This window comes from Streptomyces sp. NPDC002845 (assembly GCF_053591955.1).
Window position 1 is genome coordinate 87,361 of record NZ_JBSFUU010000027.1, and the last position, 24,238, is coordinate 111,598.

Annotated in this window: 23 protein-coding genes and 1 tRNA gene; 16 read left to right on the forward strand and 8 right to left on the reverse strand. The window is 69.6% G+C overall.

What is annotated here, in order from left to right:
• Window positions 1-128 precede the first annotated feature (128 nt).
• Both ACWD3C_RS21140 and ACWD3C_RS21145 read left to right on the forward strand, forming a co-directional pair.
• Window positions 129-281, forward strand: coding sequence for a DUF397 domain-containing protein (locus ACWD3C_RS21140; RefSeq protein ID WP_451146027.1), 153 nt, complete (start codon window positions 129-131; stop codon window positions 279-281).
• A gap of 303 nt (window positions 282-584) precedes the next feature.
• Window positions 585-1,277: a hypothetical protein gene (locus ACWD3C_RS21145; protein WP_451146029.1), complete on the forward strand. Its 693-nt coding sequence runs from the start codon at window positions 585-587 to the stop codon at window positions 1,275-1,277.
• A 128-nt stretch (window positions 1,278-1,405) separates the two neighbouring features.
• Here the strand turns inward: ACWD3C_RS21145 and ACWD3C_RS21150 are convergent, their stop codons facing one another.
• Together ACWD3C_RS21150 and ACWD3C_RS21155 are read right to left on the reverse strand one after the other, a co-directional pair.
• On the reverse strand, window positions 1,406-3,166 hold the full coding sequence (locus ACWD3C_RS21150; protein ID WP_451146031.1) for an NlpC/P60 family protein: 1,761 nt from the start codon (window positions 3,164-3,166) through the stop codon (window positions 1,406-1,408).
• Window positions 3,167-3,229: 63 nt separating this feature from the next.
• Entirely contained in the window at window positions 3,230-5,776 is a 2,547-nt protein-coding gene (locus ACWD3C_RS21155; RefSeq protein ID WP_451146033.1) for a PEP/pyruvate-binding domain-containing protein, read from the reverse strand.
• Window positions 5,777-6,146: 370 nt separating this feature from the next.
• On the opposite strand from ACWD3C_RS21155, the gene ACWD3C_RS21160 reads away from it, so the two are divergent.
• From ACWD3C_RS21160 to glmS, 5 genes are all read left to right on the forward strand, one after another.
• On the forward strand, window positions 6,147-7,196 hold the full coding sequence (locus ACWD3C_RS21160; RefSeq protein WP_451146035.1) for an ABC transporter substrate-binding protein: 1,050 nt from the start codon (window positions 6,147-6,149) through the stop codon (window positions 7,194-7,196).
• A 193-nt stretch (window positions 7,197-7,389) separates the two neighbouring features.
• The gene (locus ACWD3C_RS21165; protein ID WP_451146037.1) at window positions 7,390-8,247 is read left to right on the forward strand and encodes a siderophore-interacting protein; all 858 of its coding nucleotides are present in this window, start codon (window positions 7,390-7,392) and stop codon (window positions 8,245-8,247) included.
• Window positions 8,248-8,366: 119 nt separating this feature from the next.
• The gene (locus ACWD3C_RS21170) at window positions 8,367-9,260 is read left to right on the forward strand and encodes a DUF4429 domain-containing protein (RefSeq protein ID WP_451146039.1); all 894 of its coding nucleotides are present in this window, start codon (window positions 8,367-8,369) and stop codon (window positions 9,258-9,260) included.
• A 104-nt stretch (window positions 9,261-9,364) separates the two neighbouring features.
• The gene (locus ACWD3C_RS21175; protein ID WP_030040312.1) at window positions 9,365-9,622 is read left to right on the forward strand and encodes a hypothetical protein; all 258 of its coding nucleotides are present in this window, start codon (window positions 9,365-9,367) and stop codon (window positions 9,620-9,622) included.
• Window positions 9,623-9,634: 12 nt separating this feature from the next.
• Window positions 9,635-11,452, forward strand: a complete 1,818-nt coding sequence (gene glmS / locus ACWD3C_RS21180) for a glutamine--fructose-6-phosphate transaminase (isomerizing) (protein WP_451146041.1) — start codon at window positions 9,635-9,637, stop codon at window positions 11,450-11,452.
• A gap of 172 nt (window positions 11,453-11,624) precedes the next feature.
• Here the strand turns inward: glmS and ACWD3C_RS21185 are convergent, their stop codons facing one another.
• Both ACWD3C_RS21185 and ACWD3C_RS21190 read right to left on the reverse strand, forming a co-directional pair.
• A complete protein-coding gene (locus tag ACWD3C_RS21185; protein ID WP_451146043.1) occupies window positions 11,625-12,194 on the reverse strand; it encodes a GPR1/FUN34/YaaH family transporter in 570 nt (189 codons plus the stop codon).
• A 150-nt stretch (window positions 12,195-12,344) separates the two neighbouring features.
• Window positions 12,345-12,875 (reverse strand): universal stress protein, encoded by a 531-nt coding sequence (locus ACWD3C_RS21190; RefSeq protein ID WP_451146045.1) that lies wholly within the window; start codon window positions 12,873-12,875, stop codon window positions 12,345-12,347.
• 510 nt (window positions 12,876-13,385) lie between these two features.
• On the opposite strand from ACWD3C_RS21190, the gene ACWD3C_RS21195 reads away from it, so the two are divergent.
• The 5 genes from ACWD3C_RS21195 to ACWD3C_RS21215 all read left to right on the forward strand — a co-directional run bounded on the left by ACWD3C_RS21195 (window position 13,386) and on the right by ACWD3C_RS21215 (window position 18,254).
• Window positions 13,386-13,673, forward strand: a complete 288-nt coding sequence (locus tag ACWD3C_RS21195; RefSeq protein ID WP_451146089.1) for a hypothetical protein — start codon at window positions 13,386-13,388, stop codon at window positions 13,671-13,673.
• Between the two features lie 378 nt (window positions 13,674-14,051).
• Entirely contained in the window at window positions 14,052-15,284 is a 1,233-nt protein-coding gene (locus ACWD3C_RS21200) for a helix-turn-helix domain-containing protein (RefSeq protein WP_451146047.1), read from the forward strand.
• A gap of 103 nt (window positions 15,285-15,387) precedes the next feature.
• Window positions 15,388-17,280, forward strand: coding sequence for a glycine/sarcosine N-methyltransferase (locus tag ACWD3C_RS21205; protein ID WP_451146049.1), 1,893 nt, complete (start codon window positions 15,388-15,390; stop codon window positions 17,278-17,280).
• A gap of 146 nt (window positions 17,281-17,426) precedes the next feature.
• Window positions 17,427-18,053 carry an oligoribonuclease gene (gene orn, locus ACWD3C_RS21210; RefSeq protein ID WP_451146051.1) on the forward strand — a complete coding sequence of 209 codons (627 nt, stop codon included), beginning with the start codon at window positions 17,427-17,429 and terminating at the stop codon, window positions 18,051-18,053.
• A 128-nt stretch (window positions 18,054-18,181) separates the two neighbouring features.
• Window positions 18,182-18,254 (forward strand) — tRNA-His (locus ACWD3C_RS21215).
• Here the strand turns inward: ACWD3C_RS21215 and ACWD3C_RS21220 are convergent.
• From ACWD3C_RS21220 to ACWD3C_RS21230, 3 genes are all read right to left on the reverse strand, one after another.
• A complete protein-coding gene (locus ACWD3C_RS21220; protein WP_451146091.1) occupies window positions 18,250-18,471 on the reverse strand; it encodes an integrase core domain-containing protein in 222 nt (73 codons plus the stop codon). The two genes, ACWD3C_RS21215 and ACWD3C_RS21220, sit on opposite strands and share 5 nt — an antisense overlap.
• 114 nt (window positions 18,472-18,585) lie before the next feature.
• The gene (locus tag ACWD3C_RS21225; RefSeq protein ID WP_451146053.1) at window positions 18,586-19,437 is read right to left on the reverse strand and encodes a helix-turn-helix domain-containing protein; all 852 of its coding nucleotides are present in this window, start codon (window positions 19,435-19,437) and stop codon (window positions 18,586-18,588) included.
• A gap of 12 nt (window positions 19,438-19,449) precedes the next feature.
• Complete coding sequence (locus tag ACWD3C_RS21230) at window positions 19,450-20,202, reverse strand: DUF6879 family protein (protein WP_451146093.1); 753 nt, start codon at window positions 20,200-20,202, stop codon at window positions 19,450-19,452.
• Window positions 20,203-20,372: 170 nt separating this feature from the next.
• Between ACWD3C_RS21230 and ACWD3C_RS21235 the strand changes: the two genes are divergently transcribed.
• From ACWD3C_RS21235 to ACWD3C_RS21245, 3 genes are read left to right on the forward strand one after another with little or no spacing between them, the layout of a single operon-like run.
• A complete protein-coding gene (locus ACWD3C_RS21235) occupies window positions 20,373-20,582 on the forward strand; it encodes a hypothetical protein (protein ID WP_451146055.1) in 210 nt (69 codons plus the stop codon).
• Window positions 20,579-20,962 (forward strand): DUF6415 family natural product biosynthesis protein, encoded by a 384-nt coding sequence (locus ACWD3C_RS21240; protein ID WP_451146057.1) that lies wholly within the window; start codon window positions 20,579-20,581, stop codon window positions 20,960-20,962. Before ACWD3C_RS21235 ends, ACWD3C_RS21240 begins: the two co-directional genes overlap by 4 nt.
• Window positions 20,959-21,324, forward strand: a complete 366-nt coding sequence (locus ACWD3C_RS21245) for a hypothetical protein (RefSeq protein ID WP_451146059.1) — start codon at window positions 20,959-20,961, stop codon at window positions 21,322-21,324. The genes ACWD3C_RS21240 and ACWD3C_RS21245 overlap by 4 nt, the downstream gene beginning before the upstream one ends.
• Before the next feature lie 141 nt (window positions 21,325-21,465).
• Here the strand turns inward: ACWD3C_RS21245 and ACWD3C_RS21250 are convergent, their stop codons facing one another.
• On the reverse strand, window positions 21,466-22,521 hold the full coding sequence (locus tag ACWD3C_RS21250; RefSeq protein ID WP_451146061.1) for a LacI family DNA-binding transcriptional regulator: 1,056 nt from the start codon (window positions 22,519-22,521) through the stop codon (window positions 21,466-21,468).
• A gap of 395 nt (window positions 22,522-22,916) precedes the next feature.
• Here ACWD3C_RS21250 and ACWD3C_RS21255 point away from each other — a divergent pair, with 395 nt between their 5' ends.
• The gene (locus ACWD3C_RS21255; protein ID WP_451146063.1) at window positions 22,917-24,236 is read left to right on the forward strand and encodes an ABC transporter substrate-binding protein; all 1,320 of its coding nucleotides are present in this window, start codon (window positions 22,917-22,919) and stop codon (window positions 24,234-24,236) included.
• Window positions 24,237-24,238 lie beyond the last annotated feature (2 nt).

Below are 24,238 nucleotides of genomic sequence, written 5' to 3' on the forward strand. Positions count from 1 at the left end.
TGTTCGCGGCGGGGGCGTTCGGGTCGTCCTCGTAATCGCGCCTATCCATCGCCTTCCCCTTCCCAGACCGGAGTGCCCGGCCCCGCAGCTCCTCGACATGCGAAGCGAAGCGATCGAACATGCCCTCCATGCCCGAACTTCACTGGCAGAAGTCCACGTACAATCAGGAGGCCTCCGCCTGCGTCTACCTCACCACCACCCCCACCGGAACGATCCTCCTCCGAGAAAGCGACGCCCCGGAAACCGTCCTCACCACCGGCACACCCAGCTCACGGCCCTGATATCCACCGTGCGCACCGGCATAGGCCGACGGCAAAGTCACCCGAACGACTGAACGCACGCCATCGACCACCGGAGCGAACGTGAGCCGCTACGTTCCGTCACATGGTCAGCTCAGCGCATGAGGCGATGCATCAGATCTTTAGGGAGGATCCGGGACTCTTCGCCCGGGCCCTGCCCAGGGCCGGCATCGCATTCCCCGAACCCACCACGATCCAGCCTCTGGACACCGATCTCACCGAGATCAAGCCGTTGGAGCGCCGCGTGGACACCCTGTTGCGGATCGACACGGCAGACAGCGGCAGTTGCCTGCTGGCCGTGGAGGCCCAGGGCAGACGAGACACGGACAAGCTCAACAGCTGGACGTATATCTGGCACACCTGTACGCCAAGTACCAGCTGCCCCCGCTCCTCGTCGTCGTATGCCAGGACAAGGCCACCGCCTCCTGGGCCGCCGAGCCGATCCGCATCGGCCTGCCCTTCCACACCAGCATGGCGGTCTTCCCGCTGGTCCTGGGCCCCGGCAACCTCCCCGCGATCACCGACCCGGACGAGGCGGCCCAGGACCTCCCCCTCGCTGTCTTCTCCGCCCTCGCCCACACCAAGGACCCGGCCCTCCCTGCGATACTGGACGCACTGGCGACGGCGCTGGTCAAAACCGGCGGCGAGACCGCGGAGGACTGGGCGGAATGCACCGAGATCGGCCTGGGCGACGCCCGGACCCGTGCACTCCGGAGGCACCTGATGAGCACCACACGCGCCAGCCGCTTCCCCGGCAGCGGCACCCTCATCGAGGAGACCCGCACCAAGAGCATCGCGGAGGGAGAGGCCAAGGGCCGCGCCAAGGACATCCTCCGCATCCTCGACCTCCGCAGCATCGAGGTCCCCGAAGCCGCCCGCGAGCGCATCGCCGACTGCACCGACCTGGACATCCTCAACACCTGGTTCGACCGGGCCCTCACCGCCGCGAACACCGAGGAACTGTTCGGGGAGGCGTAACGCATCGGCCCGCTGACCTGCTGGCGGGCAGGTCAGCGGGTTCCGGTCCGGCCTCGATCCGTATCGGCGCCCGCCCCCACTCCCCCGGCAACTGGACCAGGCGGACCGGCCCCCCACATCGCGCAACCTCAGACGCGATGCACCGTATGCAACGTCCTCGCGTACGTCCCCGTCCCGTCCAGCAGCGAGTTGCCCCCGAGGTCCGACATGGTCGGCCCGTTGACGGTCTTGCGGCTGGAGAGGAAGCGGCGCTTGCCGGATGCGTCCGGGCCCAGGTAGATGCCGACGTGGTCGGCGGTGGGCGTCGGGTTGTCGTCGCCGGAGTCGGCGTTGAAGAGGACCAGGTCGCCGGGCTGGAGCAGGGGCGCGGCGGGCGGGTTGGTGCCGTCGGTGCGGGCGATGCGTACGCCGGGGGTGTGGTCGGCCATGTCCCGGGATCTTCGGGGGATGCGGAGCCCGGTGGTGTCCTGGCCCGCGGCCATGGGGACGCCCATGTGGTAGCCGTACACCATGCGCGTGTACCCCGAGCAGTCGAGGTTGCCCACCTGTTTGCTCGACGGGCCGGTGTAGCCGCCGTCGTCGAAGGTCCAGCCGGTGTTCATGTACTCGTGGAAGTCGGCGCCTTCGTAGCGGTAGCCCTGGGGGTCAAGGTAGCCGTACCCGGACTCGCCCAGCACCTGCTTGCCCTGGCCCGGCCCCGCCCCGGCCGTCACCGCCGGTGCCCCGCCGAGGAACATCGCGGCGTACGCGAGCACATCCGGGGCAGGGGAACCGGCCCAGCCGCGTATGGTGCGCTCCACGTCATCCGTCCACGTGCCGTCGAAGGGCTCGGGCAGGACGCGGACCCAGTCGGTGTGGGTGACGCTCGGCGGGGTGTCCCAGTTGGCGGCGTCCACCTGGAAGCGGCTGACGGCGAGCGTGACCGGGAGGTTGGTGCAACCGTTGTTGGCCAACGCTCGTAGGCCGACCCGGCCTTTGAGGAACGTGGAGTCGTCGACGTCGACAGCCCACGCGGACGGCTCCGGCGACGCCGAACGCCATGCCTTGGCCCGGATACGGGAGCCCTCGCGGCGTACCCGGATCGTCCAGTCGGTGCCCGCGGGCACGTCCGTGGCGAGGGTCTGGGACGGGACCAGCTGGGTGACCGCGTCGTCGACCTCTTTCTCGACGCGCAGTTGGACCGCGCCCGAGGTGACGAAGGACAGCCGGGCCCGGTAGTTGTTGTGGGTGTTCTGGTAGCCGAAGGACAGCGCGTACGAACACGCCTGGCCGGTGGGCACCTTGTCGAACCGGGCCACGGAGCGCACGTCCACGTCGGTGATCTCGCCGTCGCGCAGGCTGGCGTGGCGGCTGGCGTAGTCGGTGGTCAGGGCGATGAGGCCGGTGCCCGGCACCACCGAGTAGTCGGTGTCGACCGGCCCGAGCGTGGACCAGCTGCCGCCGCCGGGTGAGGTGCCCCAGTAGCTCCGCTTCTCCACCGGTAGCGACACGTCCGGCAGCGTGCGCTGGAAGTCGTCCACGAAGAGCCGCTTGTTCTCGGTGAACGTGCGCTGCGGGCCCTGCAGTACGACGGTCCGCGCGCCGTGCGTCAGCAGCGCGACGCGCTTGCCGCCGGAGGTGACCTCGGTGCGGGCCGGGGTCCCTGGCAGCACGGTCGCGGTGAGCGCGGCGCCCAGCGTCACCGGCGTGAAGTAGGAGGCGTCCAGCGGCGGCAGCGTCACGGAGGAGCGGGCCGAGGTCAGACCGGTCGGAGTCGAAGCCGCGAACGGCTCCACGGACGCGGCCGAGTCGGCGGCGCGCGCCGGAGCCGCGGCCAGAGTGCTGAGCGGGACGGAGGCGGCGGAGGCCGCGAACGCGGCCAGCAGGCCGCGCCGAGAAGTGTTCACCATGCGGCACATGATCTCGTGACGCGTCAGTGGTCGCGGTGAGCGGGGTGCTCACATCAGCTCACATCACTGGGGTCCCGCGCCCGGCGCCGTCTGCGGGCCCTCGACGCTGCCGTCTTCCGGCCGGTCCCGGCGCAACACCACGCCGCGGGTGCCGTCGACGCGGACTGGCTGACCGTCGGTGAGCGTGCGGGTGCCCTCGCCGGTGGCCATGACCGCCGGGATGCCGTACTCGCGGGCCACGATCGCCGCGTGCGAGGCCGCGCCGCCGCTGTCGACGACGACAGCGGCGGCGTGCTGGAACAGCGGGGTCCACGCGGGGTGGGTGTAGGGCGCCACCAGTACGTCGCCGGTACGCAGGCGACTGAACTCATGTGCGTCGTGGATGATCCGGGCCCGCCCGTCGACGATGCCCGGGCTGGCGGGGATGCCGTGCAGCACGGCGGCATCCCCGGCTTTCCCAGCCGGTTCGCGTACGGCGGCGGTCAGCCGTGGGTCCAGCAGCGGGGTGTCGGCGAGTTCGGCCCGTTTGCGTTTGCGCCGCTCCACGGTCTCGCGCAGCTCCGGCCGCCACGGCCTGCCGTGCTCCAGCTCGTCGAGCTTCAACTCGTCGAGCTTCAGGTGGAACACGTCCTGCGGGGCGTCCAGGATTCCCGCGTCGGTGAGTCGGCGCCCGAACTCCAGCAGGATCCGGCGGGTCACGGGCAGCGCCGTGGTTATGTAGTACCGGGTGTCTTCGCGCACCCGGACGAACCACGGCACCAGGTCAAGGGCCCGTACGGTCAGGGACCGCAGTGGCGGTACCCGTACCAGGGGGTGCGCCAGCAGGTCCTCGCGCACCGCCACGTCCGCCGGACGGCCGGAGGCTGTGGGCGGCTCGGCCGCGGCGAGCCCTTTGAGCAGGCCCAGTACCACCTCCGGAGCCGCGCTCCAGGTGGGCTGGGTGACGAGCAGCGGCGAGACGGTTTCTCGGTGCCCGTATCGCGCCAGGAATGTCCGTAGTTCGTCCTGGAAGGGGTGAGAGGCGAGGGCATGCGGCAGCTCGTCCGGCTCGTACGCGGCGAAGACCGCCCGCAGGCTGGGGTCGCCGCGGACCCTGTCGGCCAGCGCCGCCACGGCCCGGTTGACCCGCGCCGTCTGGATGTCGCCCGAGGAGAACAACGCCGACATCTGCGGCCTGCGGCCGAGCAGGCACAGCAGCAGGAACACATGGCCGATGGCCGCCACAGTTCGCGGGAAGTACCGCAGCCGCAGGCGCAGCACCGGAGGCAGGACGGCCTGCGCTTCCCGCAGCGCGGTGTGCAGTTCGTCCCACTCCAGGGCGGCCACATCGAGCCGTTCCACCGCCCGTACCCGGCCGATGCCCAGGGCCAGATCCGGGTCGTCCTCCCAGGTCCGCGGGTCGTACCGCACCGCGTTGCGCAGCAGCAGGGCGGGCAGCAGCAGCGCCCTCGGCGTAGGCGCTGGGGGCCGCATCCCGGCGAGCCGGACGGCGACCCCGTCCACCTCCTCGAAGGTCCACCACGTCGGCGAGGCCCGGAATCCGGCGGACCGCAGGAACTCCCGCCCCACGTCGAACAGTGCGCCGGTCCAGGTGGTCAGGTCGAGCGGGTAGGGCCGGACGGGGAAGAACTCGGGGACGAACATGGCGGCGGCGCGCTCCAGCGAGTACCGCCCGAGCGGCGGCGCGGGCAGGGCGGTGACGGGCCGGGTCTGAACGATGTACGCCCTGCCGTGTGCCCAGGCCCATTCGATGTCCTGCGGGGCGCCGAAGTGCCGTTCGACCGCCGCGCCCAGCCGCACCAGGCGGCGCAGTCGACGGCGGGTCAGGGTGCCGTGGCCGGCGTCGGCCGGCCGGGGGACGCGCTCGGTGCCGCCGCCGGGGCAGGGGCGTACGAGGACCTCGCGGCCGCCGGTGCGGGCCTGCTTCAGGCGCCGGGTCCGCTTGCCCAGTACGAAGTGGTCGGGGGTGGTCAGCCCGGCGACGACGGCTTCGCCGAGCCCGGCACCGGCGTCGACCACGATCTCGTCACGCGCCCCGGTCACCGGGTTCGCGGTGAACATCACGCCTGCGTACTCCGCGTCCACCATGCGCTGCACCACGACCGCGATGCTCACCTCCTCGTGGGCGACGCCCTGCCGTTCCCGGTAGGCGACGGCGCGCTCGGTCCACAGCGACCCCCAGCAGCGGCATACCGCGTCCAGCACCGCGTCCTCACCCACGACGTTGAGGAAGCTCTCCTGCTGTCCGGCGAACGCCGCCTGCGGCAGGTCTTCCGCGGTGGCGCTGGACCGTACCGCCACGGCACCGGCTCCCAGCGCCCGGTAGGCCCGCCGGACGGCCCCGGCCACCTCCTCCGGTATCCCGGCGGCCTCCACCGCCCGGCGTACGGAGGCCCCGTCCAGGGCCTCGCGGAGCAGCCCGGCCAGTTGTCGCCCCGCACCACTGCGCCGCAGGGCCTGCTCGTACGCGGCAGTGGTCACGATGAACCCGGCCGGCACGGGGAACCCCGCGCGCGCCAGCTCACCCAGGTTCGCCCCTTTGCCGCCGGCCCGGCGCAGGTCACTGCGGCCGAAGGCAGTGATCGGGGCAACGCAGTACCGCACCACCATGATCCGAATCTACGGTCGGCGCATCAGTCCCGCACGTCGTGCGCTCGGCGTCTCCGACTGACTCGGTGATCCTGGGTGTTGCTCGGGGGGTGAGCCCCTCACCTGATTCAGCCACGGGGCGCGCTCGCGCGGGCCGTTCCTCACCCCTCAAGCCCGGCCTTCACATTCACGATACGTCAGCCGGATCGCACCCCATTGACCATCCCCCCACACCCACTCACCTTCGATCCACAGGTTCCTCACAGAAACGGGCACACGTCGCCGAGACGTCCCAGTAACCGGAGCCACCCTCTGGGCAGCAAGTGAGGTTAGGCTAACCTTCATTCGAACTTGCCCACGGGCGATCCGCCCCGTTCGAAAGCAGCCGGACATGTCCAACGCCAGAGCCAACCACCTCACCCGCCGCGGTGTCCTCGCCGCCGGTGGCGCCCTCGGCCTCGGTGCCGTTCTCGCCGCCTGCGGAGACGACGACGCGAACAGTGGCGGCTCGACGGGCGAGGAGACGGCCGCTGCGAAGTCGGGTCCCTGGTCCTTCGAGGACGACCGCGGCGAGACCGTCGAACTCGACAAGGCCCCCACGAACATCGTCGCCTTCACCGGTGTCGCCGCCGCCCTCTACGACTACGGCATCGAGGTCAAGGGCGTCTTCGGCCCGACCGAGACCCAGGATGGCAAGGCCGACGTCCAGGCCGGCGACATGGACATCAGCAAGGTCACGATCCTGGGCAACACCTGGGACGAGTTCAACGTCGAGAAGTACGCCGCCCTCGCGCCCGAGGTTCTCATCAGCACGACCTTCGACGACGCCGGCACCCTCTGGTACGTGCCCGAGGCATCCAAGGACAAGATCGCCAAGCTGGCCCCGAGCGTCGCCGTCTCCGTCTACGACCGGCAGATGACGGAGCCTCTGGAGCGCATGTGGGAGCTCGCCGAGTCCCTCGGCGCCGACATGACCGCCGGTACGGTCACCGAGGCCAGGAAGAAGTTCGAGGACGCCGCCGCCCGGCTGCGCGCGGCGGCCAAGGCCAAGCCCGGCATCAAGGTGATGGCCGGTTCCGCGAGCCAGGAGCTCTTCTACGTCTCCGGCACCAAGCTCTCCATCGACCTGGAGTACTTCAAAGCCCTCGGCGTGAACTTCGTCGAGCCGCCGGAGGAGGCCAAGGCGGAGGGGGGCGGCTGGTACGAGAGCCTGAGCTGGGAGAACGTCGACAAGTACGCGGCCGACATCATCATGATGGACGACCGCTCCGCGACCATTCAGCCCGCGGACATCACCGAGGCGACCTGGAAGCAATTGCCTGCCGTCAAGGCCGGGCAGGTCGTCTCCCGTTCGCCGGAGCCGATTCTGTCGTACGACAAGTGTGCGCCGCTGCTTGAGACGCTGGCCGAGGCGCTGGAGAACGCGGAGAAGGTCAGCTGAGGTTGCACTTGGGCTGCGGGCCGGTTGTGGTGCTCGCGCCCACGCGGCGGAGCCGCATGATGTCACCGCCCCGCGCCCCTGAAAAACAGCTCCGCACCGCTCCCTGACAAGTACAAGTCTTCTTGGCCCCACATCTCGGAGGGCCGGCCCTCTCCCGACCGGTCCTCCGGCTTCACGCCACTCAGGAGTCCCCATGACGAGGGCCGAAGTCGCCCCGTTCCGTTTCTTCTCTCTGCAGGTCGTACGGACGACGGCGCTCGGCCCGTCTCTCGTCCGGGTCACCTTCGCGGGGGACGACCTGCGCGAGTTCCGCTCGGACGGCAGGGACCAGTCGCTGTCCCTCTTCCTGCCGCACCCGGGCCAGCCCGAGCCGGTCGTACCCCTCGAACTCGGCGACGACTGGTGGAAGGGCTGGCGGGAACTGCCGGACGACGTACGGGCGGTGATGCGGTCGTACACCCTGCGGGCCCTGCGCCAGGACACCGACGGGCGCACCGTCGAGATCGACATCGACTTCGTTCTGCACGGCGTCGAACCGGACGCCACCACCCCGGCCGGGCCCGCCTCCCGCTGGGCCTTCCGGGCCGCCGCCGGTGACCGTGTGCTGCTGCTCGGGCCCGCGGTGGCCGACAACCGGGCGATCCGTTTCCGTATGCCCGAGGACGCCGACCTCGTCGTCATCTGGGGGGACGAGACCGCCCTGCCCGCCGTCTCCGCGATCCTCGAGACGCTGCCGACCGGCATCCGCGCCCGCGTCTGGCTGGACGTCCACCACGCCGGTGACGTGCAGGAGCCCGCGACCGAGGCCGACGCCGAGGTCACCTGGCTCGTACGCGACGAGGGGTCCCCCATGGCCCTCGACGCGATTCGCGAAGCCCAATTCCCGGACGCCGAGCGGCCGTACGTGTGGATCGCGGGCGAGTCGGGCCGGGTGAAGGAGCTGCGCCGCCACCTGGTACGCGAGCGCGGGATCGACAAGAGGCGGGTGACGTTTGTCGGTTACTGGCGCCGGGGGTTGACCGAGGAGCAGCTGCGTGAGCAAGGGGAGTGACAGTAGTCACGGATGGGGACCTCCCCGACAGGCGGGCACCCCGGAGTACGGTCCTTGGGGGTGCCCGTCGTCATACGGACTCCAGCAGGGCCCCACGGAACCGGTGAAACAATCCCCCCATGGCGGAAATCATCCAGCGGGACGGAACGTGGGCCTTCGACGGCGACGCACTGCGGTTGACACCGGGACACGACAAGAACGTCAGTCTGCTCCGCAAGACCCTGGGCGAACTCACCGTCCCCCTGAGCGCGTTGGCGGGGATCTCGTTCGAGCACGGCAAGAAGTCGGGACGGCTGCGGCTGCGCCTGCGGGACGGCGCGGACGCGCTGCTGCTGGCGACCGGCGGCAAGCTCGCCGAGCCCAACGATCCCTACCAGCTCACCGTCGACTCCCAGCGCTACGGCGTCGCCGAGTACTTCGTGGACGAGGTCCGCAACGCCCTGCTGCTGGACGAGATCCCCTCCGAGGCCGTCGACCGCTACCTCCTGCCGGGCCCGGCCGTGCCGCTCTCCGTGGCCGCCGGGGACGGCAGCGCGAGTTTCGACGGGGAGCGCGTACGCCTGGAGTGGAACTGGAAGACGGAGGACGCGAAGGCCGCCGCCGGCACCCGGGTGCTCACGCTTGCCGACATCACGGCCGTGGAGTGGCACCCGGCGGTCGGCCTGGAGAACGGCTACCTGCGCTTCACCGTCCGTAACACCCCCACCAAAGCCCCGCCCAAGTACGACCCCAACTCCGTCGAGCTGTGGGGCTTCAAGAAGGACCCCCTGATGGCCCTGGTCGCGGCGGCGGTGCAGGTCCGCCTCCCCCATCCGTCGGCGCCCGTGGAGGACGTACCGCCGGAGCCGAAGGACCTCCGCAAGGCCCCCGAGCCCGAGCGGGCGGCGGCTCCCGAGGACGATCACGACGCCCTCCTCCGCCGACTGCGCGAACTGGGCGAACTGCATAAGTCGGGCGTTCTCACGGACGAGGAGTTCACGATGGCCAAGCAGGCGCTCCTGAAACGGATGTGACGAGAGACACCAGAGGGACGTTCCTCGCACGGCTTTTCACGGCAGGCTGCCCGGTACCGGGCAGGATTCTTGCGATTCGGCGCCCCTTACTCCAGGATCAACGGGTGCACGACGAACTTGTTGATCATCTGACGCGGTCCTCGCCCCTCAGCCGGGGCGAGGCGCTGCGCGTGATCCAGGACGTGCTCGCCTACTTCGACGAGACGACCGAGGACTACGTCCGTCGCCGCCATCGCGAGCTCCAGGCACAGGGCCTGGTGAACGCGGAGATCTTCGAACGGATCGAGGCGGACCTCAAATACCGCGCGGTCGCACCGCCGGAGCTCACGCTCAGGCAGCTGCGCCGTATCGTCTACGGCTAGGAATTCACCTGTATGTGCGGAATCGTCGGATACATCGGTAAGCGCGATGTCGCTCCACTGCTGCTGGAGGGCCTGCAACGGCTGGAGTACCGGGGCTACGACTCGGCGGGCGTCGTCGTGACCTCCCCGAAGGCGTCCGGTCTGAAGATGGTCAAGGCCAAGGGCCGGGTCCGCGACCTGGAGACCAAGGTCCCGGCGCGCTTCAAGGGCACCACCGGCATCGCCCACACCCGCTGGGCCACCCATGGTGCCCCGTCCGACGCCAACGCCCACCCGCACATGTCGGCCGACAACAAGGTCGCCGTCGTCCACAACGGCATCATCGACAACGCCACCGACCTGCGCCGCAAGCTGGAGGCGGACGGCGTCGAGTTCCTCTCCGAGACCGACACCGAGGTCCTCACCCACCTCGTCGCCCGCTCCCAGGCCGAGACCCTGGAGGAGAAGGTCCGCCAGGCGCTGCGGATCGTCGAGGGCACGTACGGCATCGCCGTCCTGCACGCCGACTTCCCCGACCGCATCGTGGTGGCCCGCAACGGCTCCCCGGTCGTCCTCGGCATCGGCGAGAAGGAGATGTTCGTCGCCTCGGACATCGCCGCCCTGGTCACCCACACCCGCCAGATAGTCACCCTCGACGACGGCGAGATGGCCACCCTCAAGGCCGACGACTTCCGTACGTACACCACCGAGGGCACCCGTACGACGGCCGAGCCGACCACCGTGGAGTGGGAGGCCGCCTCGTACGACATGGGCGGCCACGACACGTACATGCACAAGGAGATCCACGAGCAGGCCGACGCCGTGGACCGGGTGCTGCGCGGCCGCATCGACGACCGGTTCTCCACCGTGCACCTGGGCGGCCTGAACCTGGACGCCCGCGAGGCGCGCCAGATCCGCCGCGTGAAGATCCTCGGCTGCGGCACCTCGTACCACGCGGGCATGATCGGCGCCCAGATGATCGAGGAGCTGGCCCGTATCCCGGCCGACGCCGAGCCCGCCTCCGAGTTCCGCTACCGCAACGCCGTGGTCGACCCCGACACCCTCTACATCGCCGTGTCGCAGTCCGGTGAGACGTACGACGTGCTGGCGGCCGTGCAGGAGCTGAAGCGCAAGGGCGCGCGGGTGCTGGGCATCGTCAACGTGGTCGGCTCGGCGATCGCCCGGGAGGCGGACGGGGGGATCTACGTGCATGCGGGCCCGGAGGTCTGCGTGGTCTCGACGAAGTGCTTCACGAACACCACGGTCGCCTTCGCGCTGCTCGCCCTGCACCTGGGCCGCACCCGCGACCTGTCCGTCCGTGACGGCAGGCGGATCATCGAGGGCCTGCGGAAGCTGCCCGGGCAGATCTCCGAGATCATGAAGCAGGAGGAGGAGATCAAGAAGCTGGCCCAGCAGTACGCCGAGGCGCGCTCGATGCTCTTCATCGGCCGCGTCCGGGGCTACCCGGTGGCCCGTGAGGCCTCCCTGAAGCTCAAGGAGGTCTCCTACATCCACGCCGAGGCCTACCCCGCCTCCGAGCTCAAGCACGGCCCGCTGGCCCTCATCGAGCCCGCCCTCCCGACGGTCGCGATCGTCCCGGACGACGACCTCCTGGAGAAGAACCGCGCCGCCCTGGAGGAGATCAAGGCCCGCAGCGGCAAGATCCTCGCCGTGGCCCACCAGGACCAGGAGAAGGCCGACCAGACGATCGTCGTCCCCAAGAACGAGGACGAACTCGACCCCATCCTCATGGGCATCCCCCTCCAACTCCTCGCCTACCACACGGCGCTGGCATTGGGCCGGGACATCGACAAGCCCCGCAACCTGGCGAAGTCGGTGACGGTGGAGTAGGAAAATCCACCCACCCACCGAAGCGACAATTGAGCAACCCCCACGGCGAGCAACCACCTCCGCGAGAGCGGCGCCGGTTTAGGCGCACAAAACGGCCCCCCACGTGTGCCACCTCACGCGGGGGTCCGTTCTGATCGCCGAGGCCGCCCAACACCTCGGCGTCGGCTGCCAGTCAGCCGGTGGCCGTCACACCACGGCCGGCAGCACGCCTGGGAAGTGCAGTGGGCCAGTGAGCCAGGGCCGCGGTGGCCGCGTACCAGCCCACAAGACCGCTGGCCGCGGCGAACCAGCCACCGACCTTCGCGAGCCCCTCGCTGTCCCCGAACTGGGCTATGGCGAGCAGGAGAAGGGCCACGAACATCAGCGCGTACGTCCCCCGCGCGAGCGGCTTGGTCGCCGACGCCCCCAGCGTCAGACTGAGCGCCACAAGCGCGAACAGCAGCAGGAAGAGCCCCGCGGCGTTGGCGGAGACGGCGGTGTCGGCGCCCACGCCCCAGGTGAACCAGAGGGCACCGAGGCCCGCGAAGGCCGTACCGGTGAACGCGTCGCGGTCGCGGAACGCGAACAGACCGGCGACGAACAGGGCGATGCCGCCCACGTAGGTGGCGATCGAGACGGCGTCCCCGGCCGTCACGCCGTCGATCACTCCGGTGTGGCCGAGGCCGAAGGCCAACAGGGTGAGTCCGAGTGCGAGATGGCCGAGTGTGGTCGTGGTGCTTCCCGCGGAGACGTCGTTGTCCACGGCGGGCTCCCTTCGTGCATGTGCGGTTGTGCGGTGCCCGGTATATGCCCTTCACAAGAGCACAAACACATCTACGCGCGAGTAGATTTATGCGGCGCACAAAGGGAGTTGACCGTTCCCGTTGCTCATCCCACCTGGAACAACGGGCAGTTACGGAATAACAACGACCGGCCGCTGCGCCCGCTTCGCAAGCCGTCCCGCGACCGAGCCGAAGATACGCCCGACGAGACCGTGGGTGGAGCCGACGACGATCGCGTCGGCCTCGTACTCCCGCCCCACCTCTTCGAGTTCGTGGCAGATGTCCCCGCCGCGCTCAACGAGGATCCAGGGGACCTCGGCGAGATAGTCCGCGCAGGCGAGTTCGAGGCCGAGGACCTCGGTGCGGTGGTCGGGGACGTCGACGAAGACCGGCGGCTCGCAGCCCGCCCACACGGTGGTGGGCAGCCGGTTGGCGACGTGCACGATGATCAGGCCCGAGCCGGAGCGGCTGGCCATGCCGATGGCGTACGCGAGGGCGCGCTCGCTCGATGTCGAGCCGTCGAAGCCGACGACGACGCCGTGCTTGAAGGCGGGATCGCAGGTGGGGCGTGCTTCTTCTGCCGCCAGGGGGTCGGACGCCGTGGGATCGGCGACGGGCCGCCGCTCGCGGTCCGCGGGTTCGAAGAATTCGTGACCGGCCATGGATGTCTCGGCGTTTGGATCCTTGTGGGTGGGACGACAGTGTGCGCGGCGGAGCTGTGTCCGGGAATCATCTTCCCAACCCCATACCCCCAAGGGTACGGCGGCACGCCTCCTCTGCCCAGATCCCGCACAAGCCGCGCGGGGTTCCAGGGAGCATGCACGAGGCGGCGCCCGTAACGCAATGGTTGCTGCCCCGTACAGGCGGTTTGCACGGTGTTCACCCAGGAACGAGCCCTGGAACGAACGGTTCCGCGCAACGGTTCCGCACAGGGTGCGCGCGCCCCGGCAGTGACCGACCGCTCGAACACGCGTTGAACCGGGGTGAGCCACCGCCACAGGGAGTACCCCAGGGAGCACGCCGTGCCCAGTCACCCGACCGCCTCCCAGCCCTCCTCCGGAAACCCGGACCCGCACCCCCGCCCGCATCCGCGCCCGGCGGAGCGCCCCGCCACGGACACGGCCGGTGCCGCCCCGGAAACAGTCGGCCCCGCCCCGGACACGGCCGGCGACGTGGTCCGCTGGGCGGCCTTCAGCTGCGTCCTCGTCCCCGTGGTACTCGTCTGGTACGGCACCCCGCTCACCGGTGCCGCCGGTACGGCCCTGGGACTGGCGGCCGTGACGGGGGTTTGCCGGGTGCTGTTGCGGCAATCCGAGCGATGTGCGGCACAGGACGCCCGGCGGCCGGCCGAGGAGCCCGTGACCGAGGGGCCCGCCCCGCAGCGGGGGCGGCGCGGAAGGGGCGGCTCCGGGGCGCACAGGGGTGGACGACACTCAGGGGGGAATACGCCGGTCCGATGACCGGTTTCCGCGCACGCTCCCGTATCTTTTCAGCCAACTTCGGCGCACAGCACACCCCTTGCTCGAACGCCCCTCCACGCCCCGTTCCACCTGCACTGAAAGGGGCGGGCGGGGCTCGCGCACCCTACGGGGACCGGCCACTGCGACGAGGCGCACTTCCCTGCACGGCCAACGAGTGCAACGCTTCGTGATCGAATGCTTCACGCCAAGTTGCCAAGTCGACAATGTGCCGTGTGGCGAACTGGTCACGGCGGCACCACGGGACACAGTAGATTCGATCTTGACTGTCTTACGGCGGGGGACTCGTGCAGGACCGAGGGGAAACGTGCAGGAGCGACACAACCGAGGAGCCGCGACCACCGAGGGGGGCTTAGCAGTATGAGCCACGACTCCACTGCCGCGCCGGAAGCCGCGGCCCGGAAGCTTTCCGGGCGACGCCGCAAGGAGATCGTCGCGGTGCTGCTGTTCAGCGGCGGCCCCATCTTCGAGAGTTCCATACCACTGTCGGTGTTCGGAATCGACCGCCAGGACGCCGGAGTGCCTCGCTACCGGCTGCTCGTCAGCGCCGGCGAGGAAGGCCCACTGCGGACCACAGGGGGCCTGGAACTCACCGCACCCAACGGGCTTGAGGCGATCTCGCGGGCGGGCACGGTGGTCGTGCCCGCCTGGCGGTCGATCACCTCACCGCCACCGGAGGAGGCGCTCGACGCACTGCGCCGGGCGCACGAGGAGGGCGCCCGCATCGTCGGGCTGTGCACCGGCGCGTTCGTGCTGGCCGCGGCGGGGCTGCTGGACGGCCGCCCGGCGACCACGCATTGGATGTACGCGCCCACGCTGGCCAAGCGCTATCCGTCCGTCCACGTCGACCCGCGCGAGCTGTTCGTGGACGACGGCGACGTACTGACATCGGCCGGTACGGCGGCCGGAATCGATCTCTGTCTGCACATCGTGCGGACGGACCACGGCAACGAGGCGGCGGGCGCGCTGGCCCGGCGCCTGGTGGTCCCGCCGCGCCGGAGCGGCGGTCAGGAGCGCTACCTCGACAGGTCTTTACCAGAAGAGATCGGCGCCGACCCGCTCGCCGAGGTCGTCGCCTGGGCGCTGGAGCACCTCCACGAACAGTTCGACGTGGAGACGCTGGCGGCGCGAGCGTACATGAGCCGTCGTACGTTCGACCGCCGGTTCCGCTCGCTGACCGGGAGCGCGCCGTTGCAGTGGCTGATCACGCAGCGGGTGCTCCAGGCCCAGCGCCTGCTGGAGACGTCGGACTACTCGGTGGACGAGGTCGCCGGGCGCTGCGGCTTCCGCTCGCCCGTCGCCCTGCGCGGCCACTTCCGCCGTCAGCTGGGCTCGTCCCCGGCGGCGTACCGCGCGGCCTACCGGGCGCGGCGGCCGCAGGGCGACAAGCCGTCGGACGCCGACGGCCCGTCCGGCCCGAACGGCAGCGGGGGGCCGCCACCGATGCCGCAGGAGGCCGGTCCGGTGCCGCCGCAGCTCCGCCGTACGGCCGCCGCCGGTGCCCTGGCCCCTGCCGCGTCGCTCACTGCGGAGGGCGCGAAGCCGGAGCTGTACGCCCGTCCGAGCCTGCCGGGGCAGCGCAGCAGTACATGAGCGGGTAGGGCTGGTCACCGCTCGTCCGGGCCCGCGGGGAGGAAGCCTCCCCGCGGGCCCGGACCCGTCCCAGGACGCGCTCACCGGACACCGAGGAACCCAGGTGCGCTCCTCGGACACCGATCTGCGATCTGCGATCCGCGATCTGCTGGAAGTCGGGGGCATGGATGGCTCGGGTCTGGAAAGGCGAGGTGCTGAGACCACGTGGTTCCGCACGGCCCGAGGTGAGTGCCCGTTCCATGGGCGCCCGCGTCGCCACCACCAGCCCGACAACGGAGGTTTCGTCATTTTCGCTCGTCCGGATCAGAAGTTCGGAAACAACCCCGTCGACATTCGAGACACCGGGCATTACACCGAGGAATACGTTCCCAGCTTCGTCGAGAAGTGGGATTCACTCATCGACTGGGAGAAAAGGGCGGAGAGCGAGGGACAATTCTTCATCGACCTGCTGCGCGAGCGGGGCGTGAAGAGCGTACTCGATGTCGCGACCGGCACCGGCTTTCATTCCGTACGGCTCCTGGAGGCCGGATTCGACACCGTCAGCGCGGACGGCAGCGCCGAAATGCTGGCGCAGGCCTTCGAGAACGGTATGCGGAAGGGAGACCACATCCTGCGCGTCGTCCGGGCGGACTGGCGCTGGCTCAACCGGGATGTGCACGGCGAGTACGACGCCATCGTCTGCCTCGGCAACTCGTTCACGCATCTCTTCTCGGAACGTGACCGGCGCAGGGCGCTGGCCGAGTTCTACGCGATGCTGAAGCACGACGGCATCCTCATCCTGGATCAGCGCAACTACGACGCCATTCTGGACCGGGGGTACTCGAGCAAGCACACCTATTACTACTGCGGCGAGGATGTCGCGGTGGCACCGGACTACGTCGACGAGGGGCTGTGCCGCATGCGGTACGACTTCCCGGACGGCTCCGTCTACCACCTCAACATGTTTCCGCTGCGGAAGGACTACACCCGTCGGCTCATGTCCGACGTGGGCTTCCAGCACATCGAGACCTACGGCGACTTCCAGCACACATACCGGGACGAGGAGCCCGACTTCTTCGTCCATGTCGCCGAGAAGGAATACCGGGTGGAGGCCGAGGACGACAAGGAGGGTGCGTACGAAGGGGCGGTCAGGGCCGCCCGCAGCTACTACAACTCGTCCGACGCCGACACCTTCTATGCCACGGTGTGGGGCGGCGAGGACATCCACATAGGCATCTACGACCGCCCCGACGAACCCATCGCACGGGCCAGCCGCCGCACCGTCGAGCGGATGGCCGCGAAGCTGGAACCCACCGAGGACTCCGTGGTGCTCGACCTCGGCTCGGGCTACGGCGGCTCGGCCCGCTACCTGGCCGAGACGTACGGCTGCCGGGTCCTCGCGCTCAACCTCAGCGAGGTGGAGAACGAGCGCCACCGGGAGCTGAACGCGGCCCGCGGCCTCACCGACCGGATCGAGGTCGTGGACGGCTCCTTCGAATCCATCCCCTACCCGGACGCCTCAGTCGACGTCGTCTGGTCCCAGGACGCCTTCCTGCACAGCGGCAACCGCGTCCGCGTCCTGGAGGAGGCCGCCCGTGTGCTGCGCCCCGGCGGCCACCTCGTCTTCACCGACCCGATGGCGGCGGACGACTGCCCCGCGGCCGTCCTGCAGCCGATCCTCGACCGCATCCACCTGGACGACATGGGCTCGCCCGCCTTCTACGCCCGCGAGCTGGGCCGCCTCGGTTTCACCCCGGCCGACGGCACCGGCGGCGCCGGTGTCGCGGGCGGCGCGGACGTCGCGGACGGTTTCGAGGAGCACCGCGACCACCTGGTGACCCACTACGGCCGGGTTCTCCAGGAGACCGAGCGCCAGGAGGCGGACGGCCTGGCGGGCAAGGTCAGCCACGAGTACCTGGCCCAGATGAAGAAGGGGCTCGCCCGCTGGGTCGACGGCGGCCGGAACGAACACCTCACCTGGGGCATTTTCCACTTCGTCCGAGGAACGGGCCGGTAATCCACAGGCGACCGCCGGACACCTCGGCGTGACGGCCGGCGCGGGGCACTCCATCGGGTGCCCCGCCGTCGGTCGTCGCCGAGCCGTCGATCATGGGCGCCGCACGGTCGGCTCGGCTCACGGCGGCGCGCCGTAAGGTGAGACACATGAACGATCGCATGGTGTGGATCGACTGCGAGATGACCGGCCTCTCGCTGTCCTCCGACGCACTCATCGAGGTGGCCGCGCTGGTGACCGACTCCGAGCTGAACGTGCTCGGTGACGGGGTGGACATCGTGATCCGCCCGCCGGACGCGGCGCTGGAGACCATGCCGGAGGTGGTGCGCCAGATGCACACCGCCTCGGGCCTGCTCGCCGAACTGGCGTCCGGTACGACGCTGGCGGACGCCGAGGAGCAGGTCCTCGCGTACGTACGCGAACACGTGAAGGAACCCGGCAAGGCCCCGCTGTGCGGCAACTCGGTCGGCACCGACCGCGGCTTCCTCCTGCGTGACATGCCGACCCTGGAGGACTACCTCCACTACAGAATCGTCGACGTGTCGTCCATCAAGGAGCTGGCCCGCCGCTGGTACCCGCGGGCGTACTTCAACAGCCCCCAGAAGAACGGCAACCACCGCGCGCTGGCCGACATCCGCGAGTCCATCGCGGAACTCCGCTACTACCGCGAGGCCATCTTCGTCCCGGCCCCCGGCCCGGACTCGGACACGGCCCGCACGATCGCGGCGAAGCACGTGCTGCCCGCGGACTCGCCCACGGACTCACCAGCCGACTGACCTGCGCGATGCCCCGCCCCGCGGGCCCGCACCCCACCCCGGCGAAAGCCGTGCGCGGGCACCCCTTCGGACCCTGTACACTTTTTCTCGGCCGACCGGGGAAACCACTCGGAGAACCGTCGGTCATGGTGGGTGTAGCTCAGCTGGTAGAGCACCTGGTTGTGGTCCAGGAAGTCGCGGGTTCGAGTCCCGTCACTCACCCTTGATGATCAGCCCCTGACCTGGGAGAACGGGTCAGGGGCTGATCTTGTTTAGTTGTTGGCCAAACCATGGCCACACGGTCGCCCGGCTCCCCTTCATGTTCGGCGGGCGGTACGTAGTCGAGCGCGGAGTGGAGGCGCTCTTCGTTGTGCCACGTTACCCACTGGAAGATCGCCCGCTCGACCTGGTCGACGACACCGCCCAGGAGCGGTGTCAGCTGAAAGAAGGGTTACGACGAGCACCTCGCGGAACACGCGCGTACAGGGCCCTGATCTTCTGCCCCCTCTCGGCCTTCGCGGGGTCGGGAGAGGGCCTGTCATCATGCCCGGAGTCAGCGTGGGTTCAAGGCTCGCCGGGCATGGTTGATCACGTTCTGCGCGTCGGCGCCGTACACCGCCGACTCCCGCAGCGTCTCCCACACCCGCAGGTACGACGCAACCGTACCCGCGTCGTCGAGCCACAGCTCCGCGTGCCAGTCCTCAACGATCACAAGCCGGTCGTCCAGGACCCAGAACCCGTTGGCCGTGGGGATCTTCAGTGATGCGCCAAGAGGGATGATCCCAAGCTCCACGGTGTCCATCCCGATCACGCCCGTGAGCCGGTCGAGCTGAGCGACGAGAACGGACGGAGGACACACCAGGGCATGGAGGGCCGCCTCCCACACCAGGGCGTGGAACCGGCGGCCTTCCTCGTACAACCACTCCTGCCGCTTCATCCGTGCGCGGACCGCAGCGTCGGTATCGCGCACTGAGCCCTGAAGGTCGGCGTACCGCAGGAACATGTGCCGTGCATAGTCCGCCGTCTGAAGCATGCCGGGGATGACGGCCTCTTCCCAAGCGTGGATGACTCTGGACCGCTCGACCTCGACGTTCCAGCTGTCCTGTACGGGCCGGTGCCCGGCGGCCAGCTGGCGGCGCCAGGAGCGGATATGAGACTCGAAACCCTGGAGCCGAGCGTGCAGTTCATCGAAGACGCCGGGCTGATCGACGCCGTCGGCCCAGGCCCGCAGGTCTTCCGTAGTGGCAGTCTGCTGCCCGTTCTCCAGCTTGTAGATCTTCGAGTGCGGCCAGCCGAGCCGCTGGGCAAGTTGCGTGCCGGTGAGCCGGCCTCCAGGGGCCGAGAGCCGTAGCTCTCTCAGTCGCGCCCCGAGGGCCTCCCGAGCCTGCTGGAAGTCTGTGCTCACCGGCGCCGCTCGCTAGCCCTTCGTGCCCAGCTGTGCCGCGAACTGGTCGTACGGAACGGCTCCGTGGACTGCGGCGTCACGCACCTGGCAGTACCGCAGGACTTCCGCAGGTTCCGTGATCACCTCAACGTCGTGAAAGACGTCCTCGCTGTCGAAGTTGAGCACGGCGACCAAGCGGCTGTCGAAGATCCAGAAGTCCTCAGCAGGCAGCCGGAGCCGCTCTGCGTCCTCACGCCATAGGTTCCGTACGTCCTCGCCCGTAGCCGCGTTGCACTTCGCGTAGTCGAGCAGGAACAACTGCCCCTCGGTCGGAGGGTTGTCGACGACGCGCACCCGCCCCACATACTTGCCCGCCGAGGTCTGCCGGCGGATGTTCGTGCACCAGTCGCTGTCGAGGTCGCACTCGGCCGTGCCGGTCTTGAGGAACTCCGCGTACGACGGGTCTTCCCTGTCCGATGCGTAGCCGCGTCGGGTTTCGAGGTGCCAGGCCGAGTGCTCGAAGGTCTCGAAGAGCTGGCCGAACTCCTCCAGGCCGATCAGCTTGGGCACGCGCTCCATCTCCTTGGGGCCGTGATTGACGAGCAGTTCGCGCGGTACGACCACGGCGGCGTCGCCGGGGCCGAGGTGCTGGAGCCGGGCGATGTCCTCCGGGTCGGTGAGCGGTGTCCCCTGGACGATGATCTCACCGCTGTCGAGGTCCTCGTGCACAGCGGGGCATCCGCCGTTCTTGCTGTCGGTGCCGTTGAAACGCAGTCGCCGCATGATCTTCTCCCTCAGGCGTCGGGCTGTCGCATTCAGCATCACCACGTCAGATGTCCCGTACTACAGCGTGCGCGCCCCTTCGTGAGACCACACGAGAACATTCAGCCAGCCTGCGAGAACATTTGAGAACATCGCATGGCGCCTGTCAACGCCGCCTTCCTACCGTCCTGTTCATGGTCAAAGCACGCGAGTCGCAAGACGTCGACCCTTTCAGAGCCATGGAGTCGCTGAGATCGGCCCTCGATCAGGCAGGGATCGTGCTGCCGTCGCTCGCGGTCGATATCGCATCGCGGGCCCTCGGCCTCGTGGAGCTGGGTCGCGTACGCGCGGATGTGGCCATGCGACTGGCACACGCACTCCGGCGAGGGGAACCCCAGGCATGAGCACGATGCAACAGGTTGATGCTCCGAGCGCGGACGCGCCGGACCCGCACCCGGTCGATCTCTCGACCATGCGCGCCGCCGCGCGCCGTCTGCTCGCCGAGGACGCCGAACCGCCCACGCCGGAGGAGCTGGAGACGCTGACGCTCCAGCTGCGCGGGCACCTGATGCTGACCGCTCCCGAGGTAGAGAGCGCCGCCGGTCGGCTCCCCGAGGACGACATCCCGCGCGCCTGCGCCCTCGCCTGCGTCGGCACCGCCCGCATGCACCTCGGCCTCGCACCTGGCCGCACCGTGCCCGCGAACTTCGCGTACGCGCAGCGCCTCGCCCGCTCCGTGAACGCCCTGTGCGACCACGTCGAGAACCTGAGGCACGGATCATGAGCCAGACCGAGTGGCAGTGGCGCGACGAGGGCAGTGGAGCCGGCCACATGCAGCGCGTCATCCGGCACGACGAGGACGACATCACGCGGGCCCGCAGGATCCTGCGGGCACACCTGGTGCGGCGCCAGCGAGCGCCTCTACGCGGCCTACCAGCGCACGAAGGAGCTGGCCTCGTGACCGCCACCACCGACCGGGCACCACTGTCGGCGCACTGCGACGTCGCGCAGCGGCCCGAGTACAAGCATCTGCACCGCGAGTGCCGCCGGACCAAGGACGTGCCCCTGCCGCACTACATCAACGTGCTGCTCGTACGGCGCTGCGGCTGCACCTGCCACTCCTGGAACCGAAAGCCGACCACCTGAACTACGCCTCCGCCCTGGTGTCGAGGGACTCATGGCAGCCCAGGGTCAGCGCACAAACTCGCCGAGGGGGACGCCAATGACGTACGGCAGGTCGCGGCCCACATCTGAACGCGCCCCTCGCCCCGTCACCCGGCGCGACGGTCACGACGAAGCCCGCATCACCAGCTCCGTAGGCAACACCACCTGCCGCCGCTCCAACCCCCGTGACGCCGCCGGACGGCGATCCGCGATCTCACCGAGCAGGAGGTCGATCATGGCGCGGCCCATTTCCTCGATGGGCTGGCGGACGCTGGTGAGGGGTGGGTCCATGTGGCGGGCGATGGCGGAGTCGTCGTAGCCGACGAGGGCCACGTCGTCAGGTATACGGCGGCCGGCCTCGCGGAGGACCTGGCGGGCGCCGGCGGCCATGACGTCCGACTCGGCGAAGACGGCGTCCAGGTCGGGGCAGCGGGCCAGGAGTTCGGTCATCGCCCGGCGGCCGCCCTGCTCGGTGAAGTCGCCGGGGGCGATGAGGCGTTCGTCGACCTTGCGGCCCGCGTCGGAGAGGGCGTCGCGGTAGCCCTCGATGCGGCGCTGGGCACCGTAGACGTCGAGGCGGCCGGTGATGGTGGCGATACGGGTCCGGCCCCGCCCGATCAGGTGCTCCACCGCCGAGCGGCCGCCGCCGTAGTTGTCCGAGTCGACCGACGGCAGCGTCTCGTGCTCCGAGCGCGGGCCGCTGATCACAGCCGGGATCTCCAGCTGGGCCAGGAGGTCGGGGAGGGGGTCGTCGGCGTGGACCGAGACCAGGAGGACGCCGTCGACGCGGTGGGCCGCCAGGTACTGGGCCAGGCGGCGCCGCTCCCGGTCGCTGCCCGCGAAGATCAGCAGCAGCTGCATCTCGGTGTCCGACAGCTCCGCGCCGACGCCCTTCACCATGTCCGAGAAGTACGGCTCGGCGAAGAAGCGGGTCTCCGGTTCGGGGACGACGAGGGCGATCGCGTCCGTGCGGTTCGCGGCGAGGGCGCGGGCCGCCGTGTTCGGGACGTAACCGAGCTCCGCGACCGCCGCCTCGACCGCCGCGCGGGTCGCGTCGCTGACCCGGGGCGAGCCGTTGATCACCCGGGAGACCGTCCCACGGCCGACACCGGCCCGCGCGGCGACCTCCTCCAGGGTCGGCCGCCCGCCGCTCCGGCCCCGCGTTCCGTGGCCTGCCATGGTCGCCTCCCGTTCACACCGCGCTGGCGTGGAATCTAACAGCCCTGGTCCTCGTACGATGTCCCGGGAACGGGTCATCCGGGCCGGGACCTGATCAAACCGGGCCTTCGCCCCATCCCACGCAGAAGCCTCACGTGTACCGCACCGGGGCACGTCCGTCCGGCACCCCCGGGTTAGTTAACAGGCAGATAACCGAACGCATCTCGCCGCGTCTGTGCCCTTGACACCCCCGCACGAACCGACGACTCTTCAACACATCACCTGTGGGAGCGCTCCCACAGTACCTGACACATACACAACCCGCACGTTCCCCGCCCGAGCCGCAGCATGAGACAAACGGGCCCAACAACGCAGTTGGCCGGGGGGTCGGCACGTCAGGGCAACAGGAGGACGCAATGCGAGCACGTACCCGTATCGCCCGCAAGACGATGGTCCTCGCGGCCGTCGCCGCGCTGGGCTCCGGGCTGCTGGCCGGCTGTGCCGACGACGGTGACGACGAGGGCAGCTCGTCGTCGGGCGGCGACAGCAGCGGCAAGACCACGATCACTCTGGGGCTCTTCGGCAGCTTCGGCTTCGAGGAGGCCGGGCTCTACGAGGAGTACGAGAAGCTCAACCCCGGCATCAACGTCGAGCAGAACGTCATCGAGCGGAACGAGAACTACTACCCGCCCCTGGTCAACCACCTCACGACCGACAGCGGTCTGCAGGACATCCAGGGCGTCGAGGTCGCCAACATCAACGAGGTCGCGAACACCTACGCGGACAAGCTGGTGGACCTGTCCGAGTACGGCAAGGAGAGCGACTTCCTGCCCTGGAAGTGGCAGCAGGCCACCACGGAGAGCGGGGAGACGATCGGCCTCGGCACCGACGTCGGCCCGATGGCCATCTGCTACCGCAAGGACATGTTCCAGGCGGCCGGCCTGCCCACCGACCGCGAGGAAGTGGGCGAGCTGTGGGCGGGCGACTGGGAGAAGCTGGTCGAGGTCGGCCGGCAGTACCAGGAGAAGGCGCCGGAGGGCACCACCTTCATGGACTCGCCCGGTGGTCTGCTGAACGCCATCATCGGCAGTGAGGAGGAGCGGTACTACGACTCCTCCGGTGAGGTCATCTACAAGTCGAACCCGGCCATCAGGGCCGCCTTCGACCTGACGGCCGAGGCCGCCGAGGACGGGCTGGTCGGCAACCAGACGCAGTTCCAGCCCGCCTGGGACACGACGATCGCCAACAGCAAGTTCGCCGCGATGTCCTGCCCGCCGTGGATGCTCGGCTACATCGAGAGCAAGTCGAAGCCGGAGAACGCGGGCAAGTGGGACGTGGCCGCGCCGCCCGAGGCCGGCAACTGGGGCGGCTCCTTCCTGGCCGTGCCCAAGTCGGGCAAGAACGCCGAGGAGGCCGCGAAGCTGGCCGCCTGGCTGACCGCGCCCGAGCAGCAGGCGAAGCTCTTCGCGGAGCGGGGCAGCTTCCCGAGCGCGCAGGCCGCGTACGACATGACCGAAGTGACGGGCGCGACGAACAAGATGACCGGTGACGCCCCGATCGGGACCGTCTTCGCCGAGCTCGCCAAGGAGAGCCCGATCCAGGTCATCGGCCCGAAGGACCAGATCATCCAGCAGGGCCTGACCGACAACGGCGTGATCCTCGTGACTCAGGGCAAGTCGCCCAAGGAGGCCTGGGACAACGCGGTCAAGACCATCGACAACAGCCTGGAGCAGTGACC